Source organism: Limnohabitans sp. TEGF005, from assembly GCF_055394835.1.
In genome coordinates this window covers 104,698-129,205 of the sequence record NZ_AP029226.1, presented here as the reverse complement: position 1 = coordinate 129,205, position 24,508 = coordinate 104,698, and the positions used below count along the sequence as shown (strand labels likewise).

Below are 24,508 nucleotides of genomic sequence, written 5' to 3'. Positions count from 1 at the left end.
CGTCACAGCAGACACGTCTCCTCAACATTTGGAATTATTCAGTCAGCACAACATCGATGTCATGTACAAACCCATTGATATACAAACCGTTGAGAAATTCATTGCAACCCACATGTGACCATGTGACGGACTGCCTGACTTCTACACTTGTGCAGTGCGTTAATGCTCATCACTTGCAATTTCGGCCAAGGCAATGCATACCCGGCTGGCCATAACTTTGGGGACTGTTTTTGTTTTGACCGTGCCCGCCCCGACAGGTCCTTGGTAGTCATAAAAGGACTTCCACAACCCACTCACCTGTTTTTCATAGGAAACCAGGCGAAAAGCATCTCCATTACGGCATAACCCCGTCATAGTGATGCCCCCATCTGAATGGGTGGATACCTTCTCGACAGAATCGCCAATCTGTGAAGCAGCCAATGACGTAGCGGCCATAACCAAGAACAGGGCTGTCATCCCATAGCGAGCGGGTGAATGGTTCAAAATGTTGCGCATGGTGTTTGTTGAGTTGATCCAAATCCTGCTCAATCAGAACAAGTGCGCTTATCCTAGGGTTGCCACAGCGCCTGTTCAATAACAAATTGGGCCTAGAACAAAAGATCAAACGATGCAAACTTGACGGGTGCGTGGCGTTACAGCCAAAGAAAAAGCCGCTACATGGAGCGGCTTTTTCATGGGGCTGACTGATGGTCAGTCGGCGTACTTGCCTGCTGCATCCACGGCAGCCTTGATCTTGATCATCTCGGCGGCCACAAACTTCTTGTGTTCAGCCGGATCGGTGCGGTTGTCTGTCACCACCAAAGCGCCCAAGCCTTCGTTCTTTTTGATGAACTCAGGATCTTTCAAGGCTTTCTTCAAGGCATCGTTCAGTGTCTTGGTGATCGCAGCTGGAGTGCCTTTGGGGGCATACAAACCGTGCCAGATGGTCAGGTTGAAGCCCTTCAAACCCATCTCTTGCAAGCTAGGGTAATGTTTGAGCACAGGGTGACCTGCCAACGGCTTGGCCGTGGTCACGGCAAAAGCCTTGACACGACCGCTTTCGATCTGGGATGTGGTGTTGGTGGTCTGGTCACACATAACGTCGACCTGACCGCCGATCAGGGCAGTCATGGCAGGCGCAGTACCGCCGAACGGGATGGTGGTCATCGCGTCTTTGGTCTGCAAGGTGGACTGCCACAGCAAGCCGCAGATGTGCGACGCAGAACCCAAGCCTGCGTGGGCAATGTTCAACTTGCCCGCGTTGGTACGGATGTAGTTTTCAAAATCGCGGTAAGTGTTGGCGGGCAACTGGGGCTTGCCGATCAAGGTCATGGGGACATCGTTGACCATGCCCAAGAACTCGAAGTCTTCGAGTGGCTTGTAAGCGATTTTGCGGTACAGCGCAGGCGTCGCGGCCATGCCGATGTGGAACAGCAAGAGCGAGTGGCCATCGGGGTTGGCTTTGGCCACTTTGGTGGCACCGATCGTGCCGCCAGCACCTGCGGCGTTTTCGACCACAAAATTGCTGCCAGGAATTTGCTTGCGCATGGCTTCAGCCAAGTCGCGGGCCACGCGGTCGGTAGGCCCACCGGCCGTGAAGGGCACGACGATGGAAATCGGCTTGCTGCCGGGGAAAGTCTGGGCCTGAGCCCCCAACGATACGGCAGTCAATGCAGCCAAGACAAACAATTTTTTCATTTCTAAACCCCAAAAGTGACTTCTAGTCTAGAACCAAAGTTGAGGCTTGCCATGGCGGAAAATACTTAGACGATTTCCCTAATTTCCCCGACTAAAACAAGGTCATAGGCCAACTTCAAGGCCCAATCACCCTTTACTGGTAACTGCGAGCGTCCTCGATCACCTTGCCATCATTGGCCAAGCTGCCGGGCACCAGCAAATGCACCTCGCCGCGCAACTTGGTGACATCGCGCACGGCATCAGACAAACGCGTCTTCAGGCCCACATCCGTCAAGGCCGTGGTTTCGACGTGCAAAGCCATCTGGTCGTTGGCCATCTCTCCGGTCACGACCAAACGCGCTTTGGTCACTTCAGGAAACCGTTTGACGATCTCGGCCACCTGACCGGGGTGCACAAACATGCCCCGGATTTTGGTGGTCTGATCGGCCCGGCCCATCCAGCCTTTGATGCGCTGACCGGTGCGGCCTGTAGGGCAGGTGCCAGGCAAGATGGCCGACAGGTCGCCTGTGCCAAAACGGATCAGCGGGTAGTCGGGGTTGAGCGAGGTGATGACCAGCTCGCCGACCTCGCCTTCGGGCACCGGGTCTCCGGTGCCAGGGCGCACGATCTCGACAATCACGCCTTCGTCAAGCACCAGGCCTTCACGCGCCGCGGTCTCATAAGCAATCAACCCCACATCGGCCGTGGCATAGCACTGATAAGCATCCACCCCCTTCGCCGTCATCCAGTCGCGCAAGCTGGGCGGAAACGCCTCACCCGAGACCAGCGCCTTGCGCAGACTGGGCAGGGCCACACCCATCTCGGCGGCTTTTTCGATGATGATTTTCAAGAAACTGGGCGTGCCAATGTAGCCTGCAGGCTGCAACTCGGCCATCGCGCCCACTTGCTGCTCGGTCTGTCCAATGCCCCCCGGAAACACGGTGCAACCCAAGGCATGGGCACCGGTTTCCATCATGGAGCCCGCGGGCGTGAAGTGGTAGCTGAAGCAGTTGTGAATCAATTCGCCCGGGCGAAAGCCAGCCGCAAACATGGTGCGCGCCATGCGCCAGTAATCAGGACGGGTGCCTTCGGGCTCGTAAATGGTGCCGGGGCTGGCAAACACGCGAGGCATCGCTTTGCCAAAGCCCAGGGTACTGAAACCACCAAACACATTGCCACCTGCCGCACGCGAAGCCTTTTGGCGCTCCAGCAACTCGTATTTGCGAATCACCGGCAGCTTGGCCAGCGCGGCGCGGCTGTTGACACTGGCCGCATCCACGTCTTGAAGCGACTCGGAAAAGGCGGGCGCATGGGCTTTGGCATGTGCAACTTGCGCGGGCAAGGCGGCCATCAAGGCGGCTTCGCGGACTTCAGGGGCACGTGTTTCGAGGGCGTCGTAGTGCTTCATGGGTGGTGGACTGATCGATGAGGACGCGCGCCCCTGCGCACGAAAAACGGGTGTGAGGGTGACTCATTCGCGTGCAGGGGCAAGCGACCACCCTGATCAAGCTTTGGCTGGTTGGCCTTCAAGCCAACCAGCGCTTGCGGCGCTTGTAGCTTTTCACATCCTTGAAGCTCTTGCGCTCGCCGCCACCCATGCCCAGATAAAACTCTTTCACGTCTTCGTTGGTGCGCAGGTCTTCAGCCGCACCGTCCATCACGATGCGGCCCGACTCCATGATGTAGCCGTAGTCGGCGTACTTCAGGGCCATATTGGTGTTTTGCTCGGCAATCAAGAAGGTGACTTTTTCCTTCTCGTTCAAGTCCTTGACGATGTTGAACACCTCTTCAACAATCTGCGGAGCCAAGCCCATCGACGGCTCGTCGAGCAACACCATATTGGGGTTGGTCATCAGGGCACGGCCAATCGCGCACATCTGCTGCTCACCGCCCGAGGTGTAGGCTGCCTGCGAGGTGCGGCGGGTTTTGAGGCGAGGGAAATAGGTGTAAACCTTGTCCAAATTGGCCGCCACCTCGCCCTTGTCGGTGCGGGTGTAGCTGCCGGTCATCAGGTTTTCTTCGATGGTCAAGTGGGCAAAGCAGTGCCGCCCTTCCATCACCTGCACCACACCCCGGTTGACCAAGTCGGCGGGCGAGAGCTTTTCGATGCGCTCACCGCGCAGCTCGATGCTGCCCTTGGTGACTTCACCGCGCTCGCCCTGCAGCAAGTTGGAGATGGCACGCAATGTGGTGGTTTTGCCCGCCCCGTTACCGCCCAGCAAAGCCACGATGCCTTGCTCAGGCACCTGCAGGGAAACCCCTTTGAGCACCAAGATGACGTGGTTGTAAATGACCTCGATGCCGTTGACGTTCAGAACAATGTTTTTGTCGCTCATGGACTTTGCCTTTTAAAACTCTGGGTTCAAGCCAAACCAAACCGCTGCACGCAAGGGTTTGATTTGACCGCTGCAGACGGGCCGTGGCCCGTTGCAGCGACAGCCCACCGCTTGCGCGGCAGGCTTGGCAACGATCAGGACTGGCAATCCGCAGCGGAGCGGCGTGTCAGTTTCTTCTCGGCGGCGTACTTGTCGGCAGCCGCTTTGACCATGGGCTTGATGATCTGCTCATCGGCCTGGTACCAGTCGCTGGAGAACTCCCACTTGCTGCCGCTCCATGTGTGGATACGGGCCCAGTTGGCACCCATGTGGTCAGCGCACGAAGTGGACACTGGACGCAACACACCCTTGAAGCCCAGAGCATCGAGCTTGGGTTGGGTCAGGTTCAGGTTTTCATAACCCCAGCGCGCTTGCTCGCCAGTCATGACTTTGCCCTTGCCGTATTTTTCTTGCGCTTGGCGCACGCCTTCAACGGCAAACATGGCGCTGAACAAGCCGCGCATGTAAAGCACTTCGCCCACTTCGTCCTTAGGACCTGTGCCCTGGCCTTTGGCGTGCAACTTGTCCAACACTTCCTTCACGACAGCAGAACCTTTTTCGACACCATGCTGCATGGTGATGGCGTTGTAGCCTTTGGCGCCCATGCCCACGTCTTTCACGTCAGGCTCGGCACCGGCCCACCACACGCCATAAATGTTTTCGCGGGGATAGCCTGTGGCTTGTGCTTCCTTGAGCAAGGTGGAGTTCATCACGCCCCAGCCCCAATTGACCACGTAGTCAGGGCGGTCGCGGCGAATTTGCAGCCAAGTGGACTTTTGCTCCACACCAGGGTGCGTCACAGGCAGCAGGCTCAGCTTGAAACCGTGCATGGCCGCACGCTCTTGCAAAATGGGGATGGCTTCTTTGCCGAATGGACTGTCGTGGTAGACCAGCGCGATGTGCTTGCCCTTGAGCTTGTCAGCACCACCGGCTTTTTTGGCGATGTCCTGGATGATGACGTCACCAGCCACCCAGTAAGTGCCTGCCAAGGGGAAGTTCCACTTGAACACGCCGCCGTCAGCCGATTCGCTGCGGCCATAGCCTGCGGTGATCAATGGAATTTTGTCACCGGGTGCTTTTTCGGTCAGCGCAAAAGTGATGCCCGTCGACAAGGGCTGGAACACGGTCGCGCCGCCGTTCTTGCCCTTCAGGCGCTCATAGCACTCCACGCCGCGATCGGTGGCGTAGCCGGTTTCGCACTCTTCAAAGCTGAGCTTGACGCCGTTGACGCCACCACGCGCATTGACCAGCTTGAGGTAGTCGACATAGCCGTTGGCAAAGGGCACGCCATTGGGGGCGTAAGCGCCTGTGCGGTAAACCAGAACAGGGAAAAACTGTTCTTTGGTTTGAGCCGTGGCCATGGTGCTGACCAAGGCGCTGGCAAGGCCGGCAGCAGCCACTGTCGTGGCGAGTGCAAGTTGACGAAGTTTCATGGTTTGTCTCCTGTTAAAAATAGTTGAAAGCACTTGGGAAAATCGATTTGACATCAATGCGGGAAGGGCCACAGACGCAGCTTTTGCTTGGCCACCGACCAGAGCTTGGCCAGGCCGTGCGGCTCCACGATCAGGAACCACACAATCAGGGCGCCAAAGATCATGAATTCGGTGTGCGAGACCGTCGCAGTCGAAATAGGGACACCGACCAGATCACCCGCCCAGGGCAGGAACTGATTCAGAAAAATGGGCAAGATCACGATGAAAGCAGCGCCAAAAAAGCTGCCCATGATGGAGCCCATGCCGCCAATGATCACCATGAACAGCAGCTGGAACGAGCGGTCGATCGAGAACGCAGCGGGCTCCCACGAACCGAGGTGCACAAAGCCCCACAGGCCACCGGCCACGCCCACAATGAAAGAGCTAACTGCGAAAGCGCTGAGCTTGGCGTACATCGGGCGAATGCCGATCACGGCTGCTGCCACGTCCATGTCGCGAATGGCCATCCACTCACGGCCAACGGCCGAGCGCACGAGGTTTTTAGCCAACAAGCCAAACACCAGCAGAAAAGCCAAACAGAACAGGTATTTTTGCAGCGGCGTGTCGATGGACCAGCCAAAGACATTCAGGTTGGACACCGAGACGGAGCCCGAGGCGTTGTTGTTGGTGAACCAGCCGATGCGCAGAAAAGCCCAGTCGCAAAAGAACTGCGCCGCCAAAGTGGCCACCGCCAGATACAGACCTTTGACCCGCAAACTTGGAATACCGAAAAACACCCCCACCAGGGTCGCAAAAAAGCCACCCGCCAGCAGTGCAACGATCAAGGGCATGCCCTCGATGCGGATGTAGGTGTTGTAAGCCATGTAGGCCCCCACCGCCATGAACGCGCCCGAACCCAGTGAAATCTGGCCGCAATAACCCACCAAGATGTTCACACCCAAAGCTGCGAGGGCCAGTATCAGGAAAGGAATCAGGATGGCGCGGAACATGTATTCATCGGCCAGCAGGGGCACACCGATGGCGGCGAAGGCGATGAGTGCAAGGATGGCCCAACGGTCTTGCGCAATGGCGAAGATTTGCTGGTCACTGCGGTAAGAGGTCTTGAATTGACCGTTTTCTCTGTAAAACATGTTTTATCTCCTTACACGCGGTCGATGATTTTTTCGCCGAACAGACCCTGTGGCCGGAACAACAGGAACACCAGCGCCAGCACGTAAGCAAACCAGATTTCGATGCCGCCGCCCACATAAGGGCCCAGATACACCTCTGACAACTTCTCACCCACACCGATGATCAGGCCGCCGATGATGGCACCGGGCACCGAGGTCAGTCCGCCCAAAATAATCACAGGCAAAGCCCGCAAAGCCACCGTGGTCAGCGAAAACTGCACACCCATCTTGGAGCCCCAAATGATGCCGGCCACCAAGGCTGTGATGCCCGCCACAAACCACACGATCACCCAAATGCGGTTGAGCGGAATGCCAATCGACTGGGCGGCCTGATGGTCATCGGCCACCGCACGCAAAGCCCGACCGGTGCTGGTTTTCTGGAAAAACAGCGACAGCACCACCACCAGCAAGGCCGCAATGCACGCGGCATACACGTCTTCCAGATTGACCAAAACACCACCAGGAAAAATCGAGTCAAGCAAGAACACAGGATCCTTGGGCATGCCCACATCGATCTTGTAAATGTCGCTGCCAAAAATCGTTTGACCCAACCCGTCCAGAAAGTAGGTGATGCCCAGCGTGGCCATCAGCAAGGTCACGCCCTCTTGGTTGACCAGGTGGCGCAACACCAAGCGTTCGATCAGCCAGGCCAGCACAAACATGACGCTGGCCGACAGCGCAAAGGCCAACAGGTTGCCCAAAAACTTGTCCTCCAGACCCAACCAGCCAGGAATCCATTCTGAAAAACGCGCCATGGCCAGAGCGGCAAACAGCACCATCGCGCCTTGCGCAAAGTTGAACACGCCAGACGCCTTGTAAATCAGCACAAAGCCCAACGCCACCAGCGCGTAAAGCATGCCGGCCATCAGTCCACCCAAAAGAGCTTCCAGGAAAAATGCCATGTCTTTTTCTCCTTAGTGACTGGTGCCCAGATAGGCACTGATCACTTCTTCGTTGTTGCGCACTTCTTCGGGAGTCCCGTCGCCGATTTTTTTGCCGTAGTCCAGCACCACCACGCGGTCCGAGATGTCCATCACCACGCCCATGTCGTGCTCGATCAACACGATGGTCGAGCCAAATTCATCGTTCACGTCCAGGATGAAGCGGCACATGTCCTGCTTTTCTTCCATGTTCATGCCGGCCATGGGCTCGTCGAGCAACAGCACTTGCGGCTCCATGGCCAAAGCGCGGCCCAAGTCGACGCGCTTTTGCAAGCCATAAGGCAGCTGGCCCACAGGCGTCTTGCGGAACGCCTGGATCTCCAAAAAGTCGATGATGTGTTCGACGAATTCGCGGTGCTCTTCTTCCTCGCGTTGGGCCGGGCCAAGGCGCAAGGCCTGCATGAACAAATTGCTTTTGATGCGCAGATTGCGACCGGTCATGATGTTGTCGATCACGCTCATGCCCTTGAACAGCGCCAAGTTCTGGAACGTACGGGCAATGCCCATCTCGGCCACTTGGCGGCTGTTCATGTGGTCAAACTTTTGGCCACGGAAAGTGATGCTGCCTTCTTGCGGCTGGTACACACCGTTGATGCAGTTGAGCATCGAGCTTTTACCTGCACCGTTGGGGCCGATGATGGCGCGGACCTCGTGTTCGCGCACGTTGAATGAAATGTCGGTCAGCGCCTTCACGCCACCAAACCGCAAACTGATGTTGCTGACGTCCAGAATGACGTCGCCGATTTTTTTGGTCATGCTGCTGCCTTCACGGGTGTGAATGTTTTGGCGTCGGAAATTTTGAGCGTGGCGCTCACGCTGCCGGTGCGGCCGTCTTCGAACTTGACCACCGTCTCAATGAACTGCTCGGTTCGGCCTTCGTAGAGGCCATCGACCAACGGTTTGTATTTGTCGGCAATGAAGCCACGGCGGACTTTGTTGGTGCGGGTCAACTCGCCATCGTCGGCGTCCAGCTCTTTGTGCAGGATCAGGAAACGGGACACTTGGCTGCCGGCCAACATGCTGTCTTCGGCCAGATCGGCGTTGACCTTTTCCACGCACTCTTTGACCAGTTGGTACACCTCGGGCTTTTGCGCCAGGTCGGTGTAACCGGCATACGGCAGGTTGCGGCGCTCGGCCCAGTTGCCCACGGCGTCAAAGTCGATGTTGATCATCACGCACACTTTTTCGCGCTGGTCGCCATAGGCCACCACCTCTTTGATGTGTGGGAAAAACTTGAGCTTGTTTTCAACGTATTTGGGCGCGAACATCGCGCCATCGTTGGCACCGCCCTGAATACGGCCCACGTCTTTCACGCGGTCGATGATCTTGAGGTGGCCATGGCTGTCAATGAAGCCTGCATCACTGGTGTGGTACCAGCCATCGGCCGTCAGCACTTCGTCGGTGGCCTTTTGGTTTTTGTAATAGCCCTTGAGCAAACCCGGTGACTTGACCATGATTTCGCCGTTGTCGGCGACCTTGATTTCCACACCCTTGCAAGGCACACCCACGGTGTCGGCACGCGCTTCGTTGTCGGGCTGCAGGCACACAAACACAGCGGTTTCTGTGGAACCGTAGAGCTGTTTGATGTTCACGCCAATGGACCGGAAGAAGGTGAACAAGTCGGGCCCAATGGCCTCGCCTGCGGTGTACGCCACACGCACGCGGCTGAATCCCATGTTGTTGCGCAAGGGGCCATAGACCATCAAATTGCCCAAGGCGTAGCTCAAGCGGTCTTTCAAGCCCACCGATTGGCTGTCCATCAAGGCTGGGCCCACTTTTTTGGCCACACCCATGAAGTAGTGAAACAGCTTGCGCTTGAAGCTGCCCGCGTCTTCCATGCGGATCATCACGCTGGTCAGCATGCCCTCGAACACGCGGGGCGGCGCGAAATAATACGTCGGGCCAATCTCTTTCAAATCGATGGTCACGGTGGCCGCCGACTCGGGGCAGTTGACCACGTAGCCACACACCAACCATTGGGCGTAGCTGAAGATGTTCTGACCAATCCAGGCGGGCGGCATGTAGGCCAGCACGTCCTCGGCGCTGGTCAGCTTGTCAAACTCGGCCCCGGCATCGGCCCGGTCAATCAAGGAGCTGTGGGTGTGCACGACACCCTTGGGGTTGCCCGTGGTGCCCGAGGTGAAAAACATCGCCGCCACATCGGTGTACTGCGCTTTGGCGACCTCTTCGCTGAAAAACTGGGGATGCTGCTGGGCGAACACGCCCCCAGTGGCGATCAGCTCTTCGAGCGAACCCAAGCCATCTTCGATGTACTTGCGCAGACCGCGCGGGTCGTCATAAAAAATATGGGTCAACTGCGGGCACTGCTCGCGCACTTCCAGCATCTTGTCGACCTGCTCCTGGTCTTCCACTACGGCAAACCGCACTTCGGCGTTGGTAATGGGGAAGACGCATTCGGCCGCAGCCGCATCTTGGTACAACGGCACCGGAATTGCACCCAAGGACTGGGCTGCCAGCATGGTGGCATACAGCCGTGGCCGGTTGGAGCCCACCACGATCAGGTGCTCACCTCGCTGCAAGCCGGCCTGGTGCAAACCGCAAGCCACGGACTGGACCAAGCGGGCCAGATCAGACCAGGTGGTGGTCTGCCAAATGCCATATTCTTTCTCTCGCAATGCGGGCGCTGTGGGGCGCTCGGCAGCGTGCGTGAGCATCAAACGGGGAAACGTTGTTTGCATGACCTGACCTGTCTCCAAAACGGTGCATTGAATGCAATGCGACTGAACTTGGGCAGATCGTAGGGAGTCATTTGACGTTGAGTTGTCATTTGGACGACAATTCAGGGAAGACCCCTAGCGTGACTGACCGCAGCCTGACAAGCCCCCAACACCCCATGCCCAAAGAAATCAGCGTTCACCAACGCCGCCGCGCCCCCACCGGAGCCGAGCTGCAAGAGATTCCGTGGTTGGGCTTGTTGAGCGATTCAGAACGTCAGCAAATCGTGCCGCAACTGGTGGTGAGTGACCCCCAAACAGGCGACTATGTTTGCCGCGTCGGACGGCCCGTGACCTATTGGTTTGGGGTGATTTCGGGCTTGCTCAAAATGAGCAGCGACAACGAAAGCGGCCAGACCATGACCTTCACCGGCGTGCCGCCCGGTGGCTGGTTTGGCGAGGGCACCGCGCTCAAACGCGAGATCTACCGCTACAACATCCAGGCCCTCAGGCCCAGCGTGGTGGCGGGCATGCCGCTGGACACTTTTCACTGGCTCATTGACCACTCGCTGGGCTTCAACCGCTTCGTCATGCAGCAGCTCAACGAGCGGCTGGGCCAGTTCATCGCGGCGCGAGAGATGGACCGCATGACCAACCCCGAACTGCGCCTGGCCAGGCACCTGGCTGCGCTGTTCAACCCGGTGCTGTTTTCGGGTGTGGGCGAAGTGCTGCGCATCACCCAGCAAGAGCTGGCGTATCTGGTGGGGCTGTCACGCCAACGGGTAAACGAGGCGCTCAAAGTATTGCAAGCTCAACAACTGATTCGCATCGAATACGGCGGCCTGCGCATCCTGGATTTGCAGGGCCTGCGCACCGTGCAATTCAAGTGAGGCACTTGCGGACCTTGGACGCCTGTCGGAGCGGAAGCCACCGACCCACCTTGCCAAATGACGCGCCAAGGAACAAAAACAGCGGACAATTGGGCAACTTCTTTTCACCCCCTGAACCCATGACCCAGCCCCCGGCTTTCAAACGTGCCCCCCGCCCCGAAGGCAAAGGCGATGCCGCCACACCCAGCGGCACCTCGCGCCTGAACAAACGCATGGCCGAGCTGCGCATGTGCTCGCGCCGCGAAGCCGACGCCTGGATCGAGCAAGGCTGGGTCCAGGTCAACGGCCTGCCCGCCAGCATGGGCCAGCAAGTCACGCTGTCTGACCGCATCACCATCGACAAAGCGGCCGAACAGCAACAAGACCGCCAAGTGACCATCTTGCTGCACAAGCCCATGGGCTATGTGAGCGGCCAGGCCGAAGACGGGCACGAGCCCGCCATCACCCTCATCAACCCGCGCAGCCACTGGATGGGCGATCCGTCCAAAATGCGCTTCACGCCACCGCACCTGCGCGGCCTGGCCCCAGCAGGGCGGCTCGACATCGACTCCACAGGTCTGTTGGTGCTGACGCAAGACGGCCGCGTGGCGCGTCAGCTGATCGGCGAAGACTCGGAGATGGAAAAAGAGTACCTGGTGCGCGTGGCCTACACCGGCCACGAAAACACCGCCGCCGCCTCTGCCGCATCGGCCACCTATGGCGGCAAAGCCAACCAACTGACCGTGATTGGCGACTTTGACCGGGTGAGTGCCAACGTCCAAGCCGTGTTCCCGGCAGCCCAACTGGCGCGCTTGCGCCATGGCCTGAGCCTGGACGGCAAACCGCTCAAGCCCGCCAAGGTGGAGTGGCAAAACCCTGAGCAGCTGCGCTTTGTGTTGACCGAAGGCAAAAAACGCCAGATCCGCCGCATGTGCGAGCAGGTCGGCCTGAAGGTGGTCGGCCTCAAACGCATCCGCATGGGCGGCGTGCAACTGGGGCAAATGCCTGCGGGGCAATGGCGCTATCTGGGGCCTAACGAATCGTTTTGACAGCGATAGCTGCATGTCGTAGTTGAAACCTCCGACAAGCTCACCCATCAACTCTGGAGACGCCAAATGCCCCTGAAGTTCACAGTCAATTTTGTCATGGCAGCCGCTCTGGCTGCCGGTGCCGCATCGGCCCAAACAGGCAGCCTCAACGCGATTTGCAGCACCGACCAAAGCTGGTGCGAAATGGCCGCCCAAGAATTCACCAAGGCAACTGGCGTCACCGTCAACCAAACCCGCAAAGCGACCGGTGAAGCCCTGGCCCAATTGCGTGCCGAAGCAGCCAACCCCAAGACCGATATCTGGTGGGGAGGCACAGGTGACCCGTTTTTGCAGGCCGCAGAAATCGGCCTGTTGGCCCCTTACCGACCCGACTACCTGAACGACCTGCACAGCTGGAGCGTGCGCCAATACGCCATGACACAAAACATGGTGGGCGGCTTTTACACCAGTGCCATCGGCTTTGGCTGGAACACCGAGCTGCTCAAGAAAAAGAAATTGCCCGAGCCCAAGTGCTGGTCGGATGTGGTCAAGCCCATCTATAAGGGCGAAGTCGAAATTTCGCACCCCGCATCCAGCGGCACGGCTTACACCATCCTGGCTGGGCTGGTGCAGATGATGGGCGAAGACGCGGCCTTTGATTACATGAAGGCCCTGCACAAAAACGTGACCCAATACACCCGCAGCGGCACCGCGCAAGCGCCCAACGTCGCCAAGGGCGAAGTGGCGGTAGGCATCAGCTTTATTTTTGGTTTTGACGGCTGGCGACACAACAAATACCCGGTGGCCACCGCAGCACCTTGTGAAGGCACCAGCTATGAAATCGGTGGCATTGCGCTGGTCAAAGGCGCACGCAACACGGCCAACGCCAAGCGCTATTACGACTGGCTCATGAGCCCTGCAGGCCAAAGCATTGGCGCCAAAGCCGACAGCCTGCAGAGCCCGGCCAACAAGACCTTCAAGCCTGATCCACGCATCCCGTCCATGGACAACGTGCGCCTGATCAAATATGACTTTGAAAAATACGGCAAATCCGCCGAGCGCCGGCGTTTGCTGGAGCGCTGGAACAAAGAAGTCGGCAGCTTGTCAAAATAAACCCCCTCTTGAAATCCCGCCTCAACGCCCCAAACTGTGGGGCGTTGTTGTTTTTTGATCTTTTTTACACCTCGAATCGATATGAGCAAGCAAACCCATGCCTTTCAGGCCGAAGTCGCACAACTGCTGCACCTGGTCACCCACTCGCTGTATTCCAACCAAGAGATTTTCCTGCGCGAGCTGATCTCCAACGCCTCTGACGCCTGCGACAAGCTGCGCTTTGAAGCACTCAACAACACCGCCCTCTACGAAGACGCGCCTGAATTGCAAGTGCGTTTGTCGTTCGACAAAACGGCCAAGACACTGACCATCACCGACAACGGCATCGGCATGACGGCGCAAGAAGCGATTGACCACTTGGGCACGATCGCCAAGAGCGGCACCAAAGACTTCATGAACAAGTTGAGCGGCGACCAAAAGTCAGATGCCCAGCTGATTGGCCAGTTCGGCGTGGGCTTTTACTCTGGCTTCATCGTGGCCGAAAAAATCACTGTCGAAACCCGCCGCGCAGGCGCACCAGCCGTAGAAGGCGTGCGCTGGATCAGCGGCGGCACAGGCGACTTTGAAGTCGAGACCATCAACCGCGCCGAACGTGGCACCAGCGTGATCCTGCACCTGCGCGAAGAAGCGCTGGATTACGCCAACAGCTGGAAATTGAAAGAAATTGTCGGCAAATACTCCGACCACATCAGCCTGCCCATCCTGATGGAAAAGGAAGAGTGGAAAGACGGCGAACTGATCGAGCCGAACAACGAAGAAGGCGGCCGCCAGCCCGGCGCCATGGTCAAGACCGGCGAGTGGGAAACCATCAACAAGGCCAGCGCCCTGTGGACCCGCCCCAAGAAAGACATCACCGACGAGCAATACGCCGACTTCTACAAACAAATCAGCCGCGACTTTGAAGCCCCGCTGACCTGGACGCACAACCGCGTCGAAGGCAGCACCGAATACACCCAGCTGCTCTACATCCCCAGCAAAGCCCCGCAAGACCTGTGGAACCGCGACAAAAAAGCTGGCATAAAGCTGTACGTCAAGCGCGTGTTCATCATGGACGAGGCCGAAGCGCTGATGCCCAGCTACCTGCGATTTGTCAAAGGCGTGGTGGACTCGGCCGACCTGCCCTTGAACGTGAGCCGCGAGCTGCTGCAAGAAAGCCGCGACGTCAAAGCCATCCGCGAAGGCTGCACCAAGCGCGTGCTGTCGATGCTCGAAGACCTGGCCAAACACGACAAAGCGCCTGAAGCCAGCGAAGGGGCTAGCGACGCGACGACCGAAGGGGTCTCTGATGTCTTGAGCGAGGAAGACAAAGCCAAAATCGGCCAGTATTCCAAGTTCTATGCCGAGTTCGGCGCGGTGCTGAAAGAAGGCCTGGGCGAAGACTTTGGCAACCAAGGCCGCTTGTCCAAGCTGCTGCGTTTCGCGTCCACCACCAGCGACACCGTGAGTGTGAGCTTTGCCGACTACAAAGCCCGCATGAAAGAAGGCCAAGACGCCATCTACTACATCACCGCAGACACTCTGGCCGCCGCCAAAAACAGTCCACAACTCGAAGTCTTCAAGAAAAAAGGCATCGAGGTTTTGCTGATGACCGACCGCGTGGACGAGTGGGCACTGAACTTTGTGCACGAGTTCGACAGCACCCCGCTGCAAAGCGTGGCCAAAGGCGCGTTTGACCTGGGCAAACTGCAAGACGAAGAAGAAAAGAAAGCCGCCGAAGAAGCCGCCGAAACCTTCAAGCCGGTGCTGGCCAAACTGAAAGAAGCGCTGAAAGACAAAGCCGAAGACGTGCGCGTGACCAGCCGCCTGGTGGACAGCCCCGCCTGCCTGGTGGTGACCGACGACGGCATGAGCATGCAACTGGCCCGCATGCTCAAGCAAGCCGGGCAGCAAGCCCCTGAAGTCAAGCCCGTGCTCGAAGTCAACCCCGAACACGCGCTGGTCAAAAAGCTCGACGGCTCGGTCCACTTCCACGACCTGGCCCACATCCTGTTTGACCAAGCCCTGCTGGCCGAAGGCGGCTTGCCCGCCGACCCCGCGGCCTATGTGAAACGGGTCAATGCGCTGCTGAGCTAAGCCAGCCAGCAACCCCGGACCTTTCACCTTGGTCATCCCGGACCTTTCAATCTGGGTCATCTTGGACCTTTCACTCTTGGTCATCCCGGACTTAATCCGGGATCCATGACCCCAGCAAAAGCCCCGCCAGACTTGCGTTTGGCGGGGCTTTTTTGACTTGAATGCCCGCGAAGCCTTGCGAAACACGCCACCCCACACCAGTAACCCACAAGACAAGCCAACACCACGACATCGGCTAGATTGAGCCCGATGAAAACCCTTCCCGCCGACCCGTCCCTCATCGATTCTCGCCAAGCCGCCTGGCGTTTGCTTGTCACACTGGGTTTGGTGGTGTTGGGCAACAGCAGCATGTACATCGTCTCGGTCGTGCTGCCTGTGGTGCAGACCGAGTTTGGCGTGGGCCGGGCTGATGCTTCACTGCCTTACACGCTGATGATGATCAGCCTAGGCTTGGGCGGTCTGGTGACCGGGCGCATGGCCGACCGCCATGGTTTGATGCCCGTGCTGTGGGTGGGTGCGCTGGCCGTGTTCGGCGGCTTTGTGTGGGCGGGCATGTCGGGCAGCATCTGGGCTTTTGGCCTAGCGCATGCGCTGATGGGTTTTGTGGGCAGTTCGTCCACCTTTGCACCCTTGATGGCCGACACCGCCTTGTGGTGGAACCGCCGACGCGGCATTGCCGTGGCCATTTGCGCCAGCGGCAACTACATCGCGGGCACGATCTGGCCACCACTGGTGCAACGCGGTGTTGAAACTTTAGGCTGGCGACAGACCTATATTTTGCTGGGCATTTTTTGCGGGTTGGGCATGTTTTTATTGGCCCTGCGAATGCGCCAGCGCCCACCGCTGGTGACGCTCGCACCCGCCAACACCAACGCGGCCGCCCCCGTGCTGGACCGTAACCGGCCCTTTGGCCTCAAGCCCGCGCAAGCGCAGAGCTTGCTGTGCGTGGCGGGTGTGGCGTGTTGTGTGGCCATGTCCATGCCGCAGGTGCACATCGTGGCCTATTGCACCGACCTGGGTTTTGGCGCGGCACGCGGCGCAGAAATGCTCTCGCTCATGCTGGCCAGCGGCATCGTCAGCCGCCTGGTGTTTGGCCTGATCAGCGACCGCATTGGCGGCATTCGCACCTTGCTGCTGGGCTCGTTTTTGCAAGGCGTGGCGCTGCTGATGTTTTTGCCCTTTGATGGCATGGTGCCGCTGTACCTGGTGTCGGCCATGTTCGGCTTGTTCCAGGGCGGCATCGTTCCGTCCTACGCGATCATCGTGCGCGAACACTTCGCCCCCCAAGAAGCCGGTGCCCGCGTGGGTGCCGTCATCATGGCCACCTTGCTGGGCATGGCCTTGGGCGGCTGGATGTCGGGCTGGGTGTTTGATGTGACGGGCAGTTACCACGCCGCCTTTTTAAATGGCATTGCGTGGAACTTGCTGAACCTGTGCATTGCCAGCTGGCTGTTTTGGCGGGTGCGCAAGGCTGAACGCCTCGGCACACCCTGATCAGGAGAGGGCGGTTAGCCGCGCTGGCTGACCCGCAATCCGTCAACCATTTAGCCCACCCGCACCCCACTGGCGCGGTCAAACAAATGCGACTGCTCGGCCGACCATTGCAGGTGCACCGCGTCGCCCACTGCCGCTTGCAAAACGCCGGGTACGCGGGCTGTTAGCTTGCCTGCGGCGGTGTCGACCGTGGCATAGGTTTCAGGGCCGGTCGGCTCGATCATGCTGAGCTTGCCGGGCAAGCCCGTGGCGGCAAAGCCGATGCTTTCGGGACGCAAGCCATAGACCAGCTCGGCGCTGCCGTGCGCTTGCACCGCAGAGCGTTGCGCGTCGGTGGTGGCCAGTTCCACACCCTGGGCCGTCAATGCAGCTCCAAGCCATTGCGCGTCCACCATGTTCATGGCGGGTGAACCGATGAACTCGGCCACAAAGCGGTTGGCGGGGTGGTTGTAAATCTCGTTGGGCGTGCCGAACTGTTGCACCAAACCGTCTTTCATCACGGCGATACGGTCGCCCAGCGTCATGGCTTCGACTTGGTCGTGCGTGACGTACACCGTGGTGGTTTGGGTGCGCTGGTGCAGCAGTTTGATTTCGGCGCGCATTTCCACGCGCAGCTTGGCGTCGAGGTTGGACAGCGGTTCGTCAAACAAGAACAGCTTGGGGTCACGCGCCAAAGCACGGCCCATGGCCACGCGCTGACGCTGGCCGCCCGACAGTTGGCCCGGCTTGCGATCGAGCAGGTGCCCGATTTGCAACATGGCCGACACGCGGTCGACAGCCGCTTTGCGCTCAGCCTTGGGCACCTTGCGGATCTCCAGGCCAAAGGCGATGTTTTGCGCCACCGTCATATTGGGGTAGAGCGCGTAGCTCTGGAACACCATGGCGATGTCGCGGTCCTTGCTGGGCAAGTTCGTCACATCGCGGTCACCAATGTGGATGCTGCCGCTGGTTGGGTGGTCCAGGCCAGCGATCATCGACAACAAGGTCGATTTACCGCAGCCGGACGGGCCAACCAAGATCAAAAATTCGCCGGCTTCGATTTCGAGGTCGATGCCCTTGAGGATGTGGACCGTCTCGTTGTAGGTCTTGTGGATGTTGCGAATGGCGAGTGCGCCCATGATTTACCCCTTGACTGCGCCAGCCGTCAGGCCGCGCACAAAATATTTACCAGCCACCACGTACACAAACAGGGTGGGCAATGCCGCGATCAGCGCGGCGGCCATGTCCACGTTGTATTCCTTGACGGCGCTTGAGGTGTTGGCCAAGTTGTTCAAACCAACGGTGATCGGTTTGCTGTCGGCACCCGAGAACACCACGCCGTACAAAAAGTCGTTCCAAATGTTGGTGAACTGCCAGATCAGCGTGACTACCAAAATCGGCAAAGACAGTGGCAGCACAATGCGGCGAAAGATCATCCAGAAACCCGCTCCATCCAGCTGCGCGGCCTTGATCAATTCATCCGGCAGGCCGATGTAGTAGTTGCGAAAGAACAGCGTAGTCGATGGAATGCCCGCCACGACGTGCACCAACATCAGGCCCCAGATCGAGCTGGCCACGCCCAACCAACCCAGCACTTGGCTCATGGGCAGCAGCACCACTTGCATGGGCATGAACACGCCAAACAGCATGAAGGCAAACAGGGTTTCACTGCCGCGAAATTTCCACTTGCTCAAGACATAGCCGTTGAGCGAGCCGATCAGGGTGGACAACAGCACCGCAGGCACGACCATGACCATCGAGTTCCAGAAAAAGGGCTTCAAGCCCTCGCACTGCACCCCCGTACAGGCACTGCCCCAGGCCTTGAACCACGCGTCCAGCGTGGGGGCGGTGGGCAGGCTCAGCAGGTTGCCCGCGCGCAGCTGTTCTGCGTCTTTCAACGACGTGGTCAGCATCACATACAAGGGCACCAGAAACCAGGCCGCAAACAACAGCAACATGCTCCACAGGATCAGGCGATGAAAGTTCAGGCGGTTCATCGTTTGCCTCGCAATTCAGAATAAAGGTAAGGCACCACGATGGCGGCCACGGTGGCCAGCATCACGGTGGCGCTGGCCGCGCCCACGCCAATCTGGCCGCGTGTGAATGCGGTGGCATACATGAAGGTGGCGGGCAAGTCAGTGGCATAACCAGGGCCGCCCGCAGTCAAGGCCATCACCAAGTCAAAGCTCTTGATGGCCAAGTGCGACACCACCAGCAAGGTGCTGAAAAACACCGGACCCAAGCTGGGCAAAATGATGCGCCAGTAAATGGTCGGCAAGCTCGCGCCGTCCACTTGGGCGGCTTTGATGATCGAGTCGTCAATGCCGCGCAGCGCGGCCAAAAACAGTGCCATAACAAAGCCCGCGCTTTGCCACACACCGGCAATGACGACGCAATAAATGGCCATGTCTTGCTGCACCAGCCAGTCAAAACTGAAGCTGGTGAAACCCCAGCTTCGCATCAGGTGTTCAAGCCCGAGGCCGGGGTTCAAAATCCACTTCCAGGCGGTACCGGTGACGATGAAAGAAATCGCCATCGGGTACAAATAAATGGTGCGCAAAACGCCTTCGCCGCGCACCTTTTGGTCCAGCAGGATGGCCAGCAACACGCCCAGTGCCATGGCACCGCCAATGAACAAAACGCCAAACACGGCCATATTGGTCATGGCCACTTGAAAGCGATCGCTTTCCATCAAGGCAGCGTAGTGCTGCAGGCCGACAAATTCGTAGTTGGGCAAGATCCGCGAGGCGGACATGGACAGGTAGCCGTTCCAGGCCATCAGGCCATAAATGAACAGCAGAGACACCACAAAGCTGGGTGCAATGACCAGCTTGGGTAGCCACGCAGCTTGCTGGGGGGATGATGCAGACATGGGTGATCCAATCAGAGGCCGACGCGGGCTGCAAGCTTGTGACCTGCAGCCCGGTGGCAAAAGAGACAACAAACCCCAAGGGTTTGTTATAGCCACCTTAAAGGTGGCTCAAAGACTTACTTGACCTTGGCTGCCGAAGCGATCTTGGCCTGAGCGTCTTTGCTGCTCATCTTGTCGTCGTTCCAGAACTGGCTGACGGCGTCCTGGATCGCACCCGAAGTGGCCGAACCGATGGCCATGCCGTGGGCGACCGATGGCACCAGGCCACCGTTTTTGGCCGTGGCCACGAAGTCGTTGGCGCTGAGCTTGGCGCAGTCGTCAAACTTGGCCAGGTTCATGTTCAGACGAACAGGGATAGAGCCCTTGTTCAGGTTGAACACTTCTTGGAAATCGGTCGACATGATGGCGGTCGCCAAGTCTTTTTGGGCCTGGCTGTTGGCTTCGTTTTTCAGCTTGAACATGGCAAAAGAGTCCACGTTGAAAGTGAAGGACTTGGCGGTGCCCGGTGCTGCAGCGCAGGTGAAGTCAGCGCCTGGCTTTTTGCCAGCAGCGACGAATTCGCCTTTGGCCCAGTCACCCATCAACTGCATACCAGCTTCGCCCTTGATGACCATGGCAGTGGCCAGGTTCCAGTCACGGCCAGGTGCGTTTTTGTCGGTGTAGGTCTTAACCTTCTTGAAGGTGTCGAGCACCTTGGTCATGGTCGCGCCGGTCAAAGCGGCTTGGTCCAATTGCACCAAAGCTTGTTTGTAGAAGTCAGCACCGCCAACACCCAGAGCCACGCTCTCGAAGGTGGTGAAGTCTTGCCAGTTCTGACCACCGTGGGCCACGGGAATGATGCCGGCTTTTTTCAGGGCTTCAGCGGCCACAAAGAACTCGTCCCAGTTGGTCGGCACTTTGGCGCCGGCCTTCTTGAACGCGGCGTTGCTGGCCCACAGCCAGTTCACGCGGTGCACGTTCACAGGGGCGGCAATGTAGTTGCCCTTGTATTTCATGACGTTGGCGACCACGGGAGGCAGCAGGCTGTCCCACTTCTCGGCCTTGGCCACATCGTCGATGTTGGCCAACACGCCTTCACCAGCCCACTCTTGCAAAGCAGGGCCTTTGATTTGTGCAGCGGCTGGGGCATTGCCCGAAACCACGCGCGACTTGAGCACGGTCATGGCGTTGTCACCACCGCCACCGGCCACGGCGAAGTCTTTCCAGACATGGCCTTTGGCTTGCAAAGTGGCTTTCAGGGCTGCGGCCGATTTGGCTTCGCCGCCGCTGGTCCAGTAATGCAGCACTTCGACTTCGCCAGCATGGGCGGCAAAGGCCAGCACTGCGGCGGTGGCGAGAATCGAACGTTGGAACAATTGAGCAGATTTCAAGAGAGTCTCCTTGTAAGGGCCACTGAGGACCTGAGTGGATGTGCGAGGCGGCGAAATAGCCACATGAACCTCGACGGATCGAATATTAATATTCCGTTAATTAATTAACATCAGGTTAAACCCTAAGCCCGAATTTGCCGATTTGAAGGCCAAAGACTGAACAATCCATTAAGCTTCGGGCATGAAATTGCTGCTTGCCGAAGACGATGCCATGCTCGCCGACGCCCTGACCACCCAACTGGGCGGCGCTGGTTTTGAGGTGGAACACGCCCCCAACGGGGCCGTGGCCGACTATCTGCTCCAAAAGCAGCATTTCGACATCGCCGTGCTGGACATCGGTTTGCCCATGATGGACGGCTTGGCCGTGTTGCAGCATGTCCGCCAAACCCACCCCACCTTGCCCGTGCTGCTGCTGTCGGCCCGCGATGCGCTGGACGACCGGGTGGCCGGTCTGCAAGCTGGCGCGGACGACTACGTGACAAAACCCTTTGACTTTCCCGAGCTGCTGGCCCGCCTGCAAGCCCTGCTGCGGCGCACGCAACCGGCCAGCGCCTCAGCCCCCTTTGGTCGCCTGTCGCTGGATGCCACATCACGCCGCGCAGTGGTGGGTGGCGAGCCACTGGAGCTGAGCGGCCGCGAATGGACGCTGCTGGAACTGCTGGTCAACCAGCGCGACAAAGTGGTCACCAAAGAACAGATCAACCAGGCCTGGAGCGACGAGGGCGGCGAAACCGGTGGCGGCAACTCGATCGAGGTCTACATTCACCGCTTGCGCCGCAAGCTGGAAGATGCGGGGCTGGTCATTCGCACGGTGCGCGGCCTGGGCTACTTGCTGGAAGCCCAAGCGTGACAGACCGCCCCACATGCTGAGCCATCGCGCATGACCGCCAAGGCCAATGAACCCTCGACCCATGCGGGGCAAGCGGGCGTCTCGCTGGCTCGCCAGCTGCTGCTGTGGCTGTTGCTGCCCCAACTGGTGTTGTGGATGGCGGGCGGTGTGGCCACCTACCGATTTGCAGCGGGTTACGCCAACCAGGCGATCGACGCCAGCTTGTTGCAGGCCAGCCGCTCGCTGGCACGGCAGCTCAAACCCATTGGCAACGGTTTGCTGATCGACTTTCCGCGTGCCGCGCAAGATGTGCTCGAGGCCGACCCGGCCGACAAACTGCTCTACATGGTCAGCTCGCCGCCGGGTCAGTTCATTTTGGGCAACCAGTCTTTGCCGGCCCCGGTCTTGCCCACACAGGATGCAGCGCCCGTCGAGCCCGCACTGAATACCCCTTATTTTTACGATGGCACCATGCCGATGCAGGGCCGCGCTGCGCTGAACGCGACCACGGGCCAGCCCCTGCGACTGGTGGCCTTGTACCTGCGCTTTGGCGACGAAGTCAACGCCCCACAAACCATGCTGGTGCAAGTGGCCCGCAGCAGCGCCAACCGCGAAGAATTGGCCCAACGCATTTTGGTGGACATGCTGCTGCCCATGTCCAGCCTGGTGCTGTTGATGACGCTGATCGTTTGGCTGGGCATTCGCGCAGGCTTGTCGCCCTTGGCCCGTTTGCGCCAACAGGTCGAAGGCCGCGCCCCGACCGATCTGGCCCCCTTGCAACTGGCCTCGGCCCCGCGCGAGTTGTGGTCGCTGGCCACGGCCATCAACACCTTGCTGGCCGCCGTGCAAAACACCGTGGCCACGCAAAAGCGCTTCATTGGCGATGCGGCACACCAGCTGCGCACGCCTTTGGCGGGCCTCAAAAGCCAGACCGAAATCGCCCTGCAATCGACCTCTGACCCCGAACTGCGGGCCCGCCTGCAGCGCGTGCACGACAGCGCCACCCGCAGCGCCCACCTGGTCAACCAGCTGCTGACGCTGGCACGGGCCGAGCCCGAGTCTGTGATGGCGCAAGACCGCAAACGCTTTGACCTGCAACGCCTGGCCCAAACACTGACGGCCGAGTGGGTGCCGCGTGCGCTGCGTGCCCAAATTGATTTGGGCCTGGACGACAGCGCCACGGTGCCGGTTTGGATCGAAGCCAACGAACTGCTGGTGCGCGAGTCACTGACCAACCTGATCGACAACGCGCTGCATTACGCCGGAGCCGGCAGCCAGGTCACCGTGCGGGTGATGGCCGACTGGGCCAGCGCCACGCCACAGGCCTTGTTGCAAGTCTCGGACACCGGGCCGGGCCTGTCCCCGGCCGATCGCGAACGCGTGTTCGGGCGTTTTGTGCGGGCCAGCGATGTGGGCCAAGGTTGCGGCCTGGGCCTGGCCATCGTCAAGGAAATCGTGGAGCGCCACCATGGCGAGGTGCAGCTCGATGCCGTTCAGCCCCATGGCCTTTGCGTGTCGATCCGCCTGCCGCTGTCACCGGCCCCTGCAAATTGAACCCTGTTGGTAACTCGGCCCGCCCCACAGGCACGCTCAGGCTGATACCCTCGCGTGCGTTGACTTCCTCTGCCACCGGCCTGACCCCATGAACACACCCCACGCTCAAACCCCTCGCCTGCTGGGCGACATTGGCGGCACCAATGCGCGCTTTGCGCTGGTGCACGGCGACGGCACGCCCATCACCCAAGAGATCACCTTGCCCACCGGCCAGTTTGCCGACTTGGCGGCAGCGGCGGCGGCTTATTTGCAGCAAGTGGGCCAGCCCCGTGTGCAGCAAGCGTGCATCGCCATTGCCAACCCCATCGACGGCGATGTGCTGAAGATGACCAACAACCACTGGCAGTTTTCCATCGAGGCCACGCGCCAAGCACTGGGGATGGACAGCCTCTTGATGCTCAACGACTGGGAAGCCATGGCCATGGCCGCCCCGGCCTTGCAAGGCAGCGACCTGCAACAAATCGGTTCGGGCCAGCCCGTGGCCGATGCCCCCAAAGGCCTGATCGGACCGGGCACGGGCTTGGGCGTGTCGTCGCTGGTGCGTTCGCGCAGGGGCGACTGGGTGCCCATTGCGGGCGAAGGCGGGCATGTGAGCATGTCGCCCACTTGCGAGCGCGAGGCCGACATCTTGCGCATCTTGTGGCGCAGCCACCCCCACGTTTCTGTCGAACGCGTGGTCTCGGGCATGGGCCTGGAAAATTTGTACCGCGCCATTTGTGAGCTGAACGGCACCGAGGCCGAAGCCCTGGTGGCCGCGCAAGTGACCGAACGCGCACTGGCCGCCAAAGACGTGGCATGCGAAGAAGCGCTGGAGCGCATGTGCCGTTTGCTGGGCAACGCGGCGGCCAACCTGGCCGTGACGCTGGGCGCACGCGGCGGCATCTACATTGGCGGCGGGGTGATCGGGCGCTTGGGCGACTACTTTGCGCAGTCGGGCTTCAGGGCGGCGTTTGAGGCCAAAGGCCGCTTCGAGCCCTACATGAAGCGCATCCCCACCTACGTGATCCGCGCCGAACAACCTGCGCTGATCGGCTGCGCCATGGCGCTGGGCGCGCAGCCTGCGCGGCGCTGAGCCCAC

Annotated in this window: 21 protein-coding genes; 8 read left to right on the top strand and 13 right to left on the bottom strand. The window is 59.4% G+C overall.

The features are described 5' to 3' along the window. Positions 1-159 precede the first annotated feature (159 nt). The 9 genes from ACZ5RG_RS00570 to ACZ5RG_RS00530 form a co-directional block, all read right to left on the bottom strand. Positions 160-495, bottom strand: coding sequence for a hypothetical protein (locus tag ACZ5RG_RS00570; RefSeq protein WP_298600896.1), 336 nt, complete (start codon positions 493-495; stop codon positions 160-162). A 195-nt stretch (positions 496-690) separates the two neighbouring features. Next, entirely contained in the window at positions 691-1,677 is a 987-nt protein-coding gene (locus ACZ5RG_RS00565) for a tripartite tricarboxylate transporter substrate-binding protein (protein WP_298600893.1), read from the bottom strand. 133 nt (positions 1,678-1,810) lie between these two features. Further along, on the bottom strand, positions 1,811-3,064 hold the full coding sequence (locus ACZ5RG_RS00560; protein ID WP_315138426.1) for a phenylacetate--CoA ligase family protein: 1,254 nt from the start codon (positions 3,062-3,064) through the stop codon (positions 1,811-1,813). A gap of 118 nt (positions 3,065-3,182) precedes the next feature. Further along, positions 3,183-3,992 (bottom strand): ABC transporter ATP-binding protein, encoded by an 810-nt coding sequence (locus ACZ5RG_RS00555; protein ID WP_298600887.1) that lies wholly within the window; start codon positions 3,990-3,992, stop codon positions 3,183-3,185. 134 nt (positions 3,993-4,126) lie between these two features. Next, entirely contained in the window at positions 4,127-5,464 is a 1,338-nt protein-coding gene (locus tag ACZ5RG_RS00550) for an ABC transporter substrate-binding protein (protein WP_298600884.1), read from the bottom strand. A gap of 53 nt (positions 5,465-5,517) precedes the next feature. Beyond that, a complete protein-coding gene (locus tag ACZ5RG_RS00545) occupies positions 5,518-6,594 on the bottom strand; it encodes a branched-chain amino acid ABC transporter permease (protein ID WP_315138430.1) in 1,077 nt (358 codons plus the stop codon). An 11-nt stretch (positions 6,595-6,605) separates the two neighbouring features. Then, positions 6,606-7,535, bottom strand: a complete 930-nt coding sequence (locus tag ACZ5RG_RS00540; protein ID WP_298600878.1) for a branched-chain amino acid ABC transporter permease — start codon at positions 7,533-7,535, stop codon at positions 6,606-6,608. A 12-nt stretch (positions 7,536-7,547) separates the two neighbouring features. Continuing rightward, positions 7,548-8,330 (bottom strand): ABC transporter ATP-binding protein, encoded by a 783-nt coding sequence (locus ACZ5RG_RS00535; protein WP_019429635.1) that lies wholly within the window; start codon positions 8,328-8,330, stop codon positions 7,548-7,550. Further along, positions 8,327-10,273, bottom strand: a complete 1,947-nt coding sequence (locus tag ACZ5RG_RS00530; RefSeq protein WP_464447531.1) for an AMP-dependent synthetase/ligase — start codon at positions 10,271-10,273, stop codon at positions 8,327-8,329. Before ACZ5RG_RS00530 ends, ACZ5RG_RS00535 begins: the two co-directional genes overlap by 4 nt. Positions 10,274-10,428: 155 nt before the next feature. Between ACZ5RG_RS00530 and ACZ5RG_RS00525 the strand changes: the two genes are divergently transcribed. From ACZ5RG_RS00525 to ACZ5RG_RS00505, 5 genes are all read left to right on the top strand, one after another. Then, positions 10,429-11,139 carry a Crp/Fnr family transcriptional regulator gene (locus ACZ5RG_RS00525; RefSeq protein ID WP_298600869.1) on the top strand — a complete coding sequence of 237 codons (711 nt, stop codon included), beginning with the start codon at positions 10,429-10,431 and terminating at the stop codon, positions 11,137-11,139. A gap of 119 nt (positions 11,140-11,258) precedes the next feature. Then, positions 11,259-12,167 (top strand): pseudouridine synthase, encoded by a 909-nt coding sequence (locus tag ACZ5RG_RS00520; protein WP_298600866.1) that lies wholly within the window; start codon positions 11,259-11,261, stop codon positions 12,165-12,167. A 66-nt stretch (positions 12,168-12,233) separates the two neighbouring features. Continuing rightward, positions 12,234-13,259 carry an ABC transporter substrate-binding protein gene (locus ACZ5RG_RS00515; RefSeq protein WP_464447530.1) on the top strand — a complete coding sequence of 342 codons (1,026 nt, stop codon included), beginning with the start codon at positions 12,234-12,236 and terminating at the stop codon, positions 13,257-13,259. 81 nt (positions 13,260-13,340) lie between these two features. Beyond that, entirely contained in the window at positions 13,341-15,332 is a 1,992-nt protein-coding gene (gene htpG / locus ACZ5RG_RS00510) for a molecular chaperone HtpG (protein WP_464447529.1), read from the top strand. Between the two features lie 249 nt (positions 15,333-15,581). Further along, complete coding sequence (locus ACZ5RG_RS00505; RefSeq protein WP_464447528.1) at positions 15,582-16,826, top strand: MFS transporter; 1,245 nt, start codon at positions 15,582-15,584, stop codon at positions 16,824-16,826. Positions 16,827-16,876: 50 nt separating this feature from the next. On the opposite strand, the gene ACZ5RG_RS00500 is transcribed toward ACZ5RG_RS00505, so the two are convergent. The 4 genes from ACZ5RG_RS00500 to ACZ5RG_RS00485 form a co-directional block, all read right to left on the bottom strand. Next, positions 16,877-17,944, bottom strand: coding sequence for an ABC transporter ATP-binding protein (locus ACZ5RG_RS00500; RefSeq protein ID WP_464447527.1), 1,068 nt, complete (start codon positions 17,942-17,944; stop codon positions 16,877-16,879). A gap of 3 nt (positions 17,945-17,947) precedes the next feature. Continuing rightward, positions 17,948-18,802 carry a carbohydrate ABC transporter permease gene (locus ACZ5RG_RS00495; protein WP_019429647.1) on the bottom strand — a complete coding sequence of 285 codons (855 nt, stop codon included), beginning with the start codon at positions 18,800-18,802 and terminating at the stop codon, positions 17,948-17,950. Beyond that, the gene (locus tag ACZ5RG_RS00490; RefSeq protein ID WP_298600851.1) at positions 18,799-19,677 is read right to left on the bottom strand and encodes a carbohydrate ABC transporter permease; all 879 of its coding nucleotides are present in this window, start codon (positions 19,675-19,677) and stop codon (positions 18,799-18,801) included. The genes ACZ5RG_RS00495 and ACZ5RG_RS00490 overlap by 4 nt, the downstream gene beginning before the upstream one ends. 116 nt (positions 19,678-19,793) lie before the next feature. Continuing rightward, positions 19,794-21,032: an ABC transporter substrate-binding protein gene (locus tag ACZ5RG_RS00485; protein ID WP_409418247.1), complete on the bottom strand. Its 1,239-nt coding sequence runs from the start codon at positions 21,030-21,032 to the stop codon at positions 19,794-19,796. Positions 21,033-21,228: 196 nt separating this feature from the next. Here ACZ5RG_RS00485 and ACZ5RG_RS00480 point away from each other — a divergent pair, with 196 nt between their 5' ends. The 3 genes from ACZ5RG_RS00480 to ACZ5RG_RS00470 all read left to right on the top strand — a co-directional run bounded on the left by ACZ5RG_RS00480 (position 21,229) and on the right by ACZ5RG_RS00470 (position 24,502). After that, the gene (locus tag ACZ5RG_RS00480; RefSeq protein WP_312260264.1) at positions 21,229-21,897 is read left to right on the top strand and encodes a response regulator transcription factor; all 669 of its coding nucleotides are present in this window, start codon (positions 21,229-21,231) and stop codon (positions 21,895-21,897) included. 30 nt (positions 21,898-21,927) lie between these two features. Then, on the top strand, positions 21,928-23,430 hold the full coding sequence (locus ACZ5RG_RS00475) for a sensor histidine kinase (RefSeq protein WP_298600842.1): 1,503 nt from the start codon (positions 21,928-21,930) through the stop codon (positions 23,428-23,430). An 88-nt stretch (positions 23,431-23,518) separates the two neighbouring features. Further along, complete coding sequence (locus tag ACZ5RG_RS00470; protein ID WP_464447526.1) at positions 23,519-24,502, top strand: glucokinase; 984 nt, start codon at positions 23,519-23,521, stop codon at positions 24,500-24,502. The last annotated feature ends 6 nt before the right edge of the window (positions 24,503-24,508 follow it).

Coding starts and splice junctions, on each gene's coding strand:
- ACZ5RG_RS00570 (WP_298600896.1), bottom strand. CDS start 495: ATGCGCAACATTTTGAACCATTCACCCGCTCGCTATGGGATGACAGCC.
- ACZ5RG_RS00565 (WP_298600893.1), bottom strand. CDS start 1,677: ATGAAAAAATTGTTTGTCTTGGCTGCATTGACTGCCGTATCGTTGGGG.
- ACZ5RG_RS00560 (WP_315138426.1), bottom strand. CDS start 3,064: ATGAAGCACTACGACGCCCTCGAAACACGTGCCCCTGAAGTCCGCGAA.
- ACZ5RG_RS00555 (WP_298600887.1), bottom strand. CDS start 3,992: ATGAGCGACAAAAACATTGTTCTGAACGTCAACGGCATCGAGGTCATT.
- ACZ5RG_RS00550 (WP_298600884.1), bottom strand. CDS start 5,464: ATGAAACTTCGTCAACTTGCACTCGCCACGACAGTGGCTGCTGCCGGC.
- ACZ5RG_RS00545 (WP_315138430.1), bottom strand. CDS start 6,594: ATGTTTTACAGAGAAAACGGTCAATTCAAGACCTCTTACCGCAGTGAC.
- ACZ5RG_RS00540 (WP_298600878.1), bottom strand. CDS start 7,535: ATGGCATTTTTCCTGGAAGCTCTTTTGGGTGGACTGATGGCCGGCATG.
- ACZ5RG_RS00535 (WP_019429635.1), bottom strand. CDS start 8,330: ATGACCAAAAAAATCGGCGACGTCATTCTGGACGTCAGCAACATCAGT.
- ACZ5RG_RS00530 (WP_464447531.1), bottom strand. CDS start 10,273: ATGCAAACAACGTTTCCCCGTTTGATGCTCACGCACGCTGCCGAGCGC.
- ACZ5RG_RS00525 (WP_298600869.1), top strand. CDS start 10,429: ATGCCCAAAGAAATCAGCGTTCACCAACGCCGCCGCGCCCCCACCGGA.
- ACZ5RG_RS00520 (WP_298600866.1), top strand. CDS start 11,259: ATGACCCAGCCCCCGGCTTTCAAACGTGCCCCCCGCCCCGAAGGCAAA.
- ACZ5RG_RS00515 (WP_464447530.1), top strand. CDS start 12,234: ATGCCCCTGAAGTTCACAGTCAATTTTGTCATGGCAGCCGCTCTGGCT.
- htpG (WP_464447529.1), top strand. CDS start 13,341: ATGAGCAAGCAAACCCATGCCTTTCAGGCCGAAGTCGCACAACTGCTG.
- ACZ5RG_RS00505 (WP_464447528.1), top strand. CDS start 15,582: ATGAAAACCCTTCCCGCCGACCCGTCCCTCATCGATTCTCGCCAAGCC.
- ACZ5RG_RS00500 (WP_464447527.1), bottom strand. CDS start 17,944: ATGGGCGCACTCGCCATTCGCAACATCCACAAGACCTACAACGAGACG.
- ACZ5RG_RS00495 (WP_019429647.1), bottom strand. CDS start 18,802: ATGAACCGCCTGAACTTTCATCGCCTGATCCTGTGGAGCATGTTGCTG.
- ACZ5RG_RS00490 (WP_298600851.1), bottom strand. CDS start 19,677: ATGTCTGCATCATCCCCCCAGCAAGCTGCGTGGCTACCCAAGCTGGTC.
- ACZ5RG_RS00480 (WP_312260264.1), top strand. CDS start 21,229: ATGAAATTGCTGCTTGCCGAAGACGATGCCATGCTCGCCGACGCCCTG.
- ACZ5RG_RS00475 (WP_298600842.1), top strand. CDS start 21,928: ATGACCGCCAAGGCCAATGAACCCTCGACCCATGCGGGGCAAGCGGGC.
- ACZ5RG_RS00470 (WP_464447526.1), top strand. CDS start 23,519: ATGAACACACCCCACGCTCAAACCCCTCGCCTGCTGGGCGACATTGGC.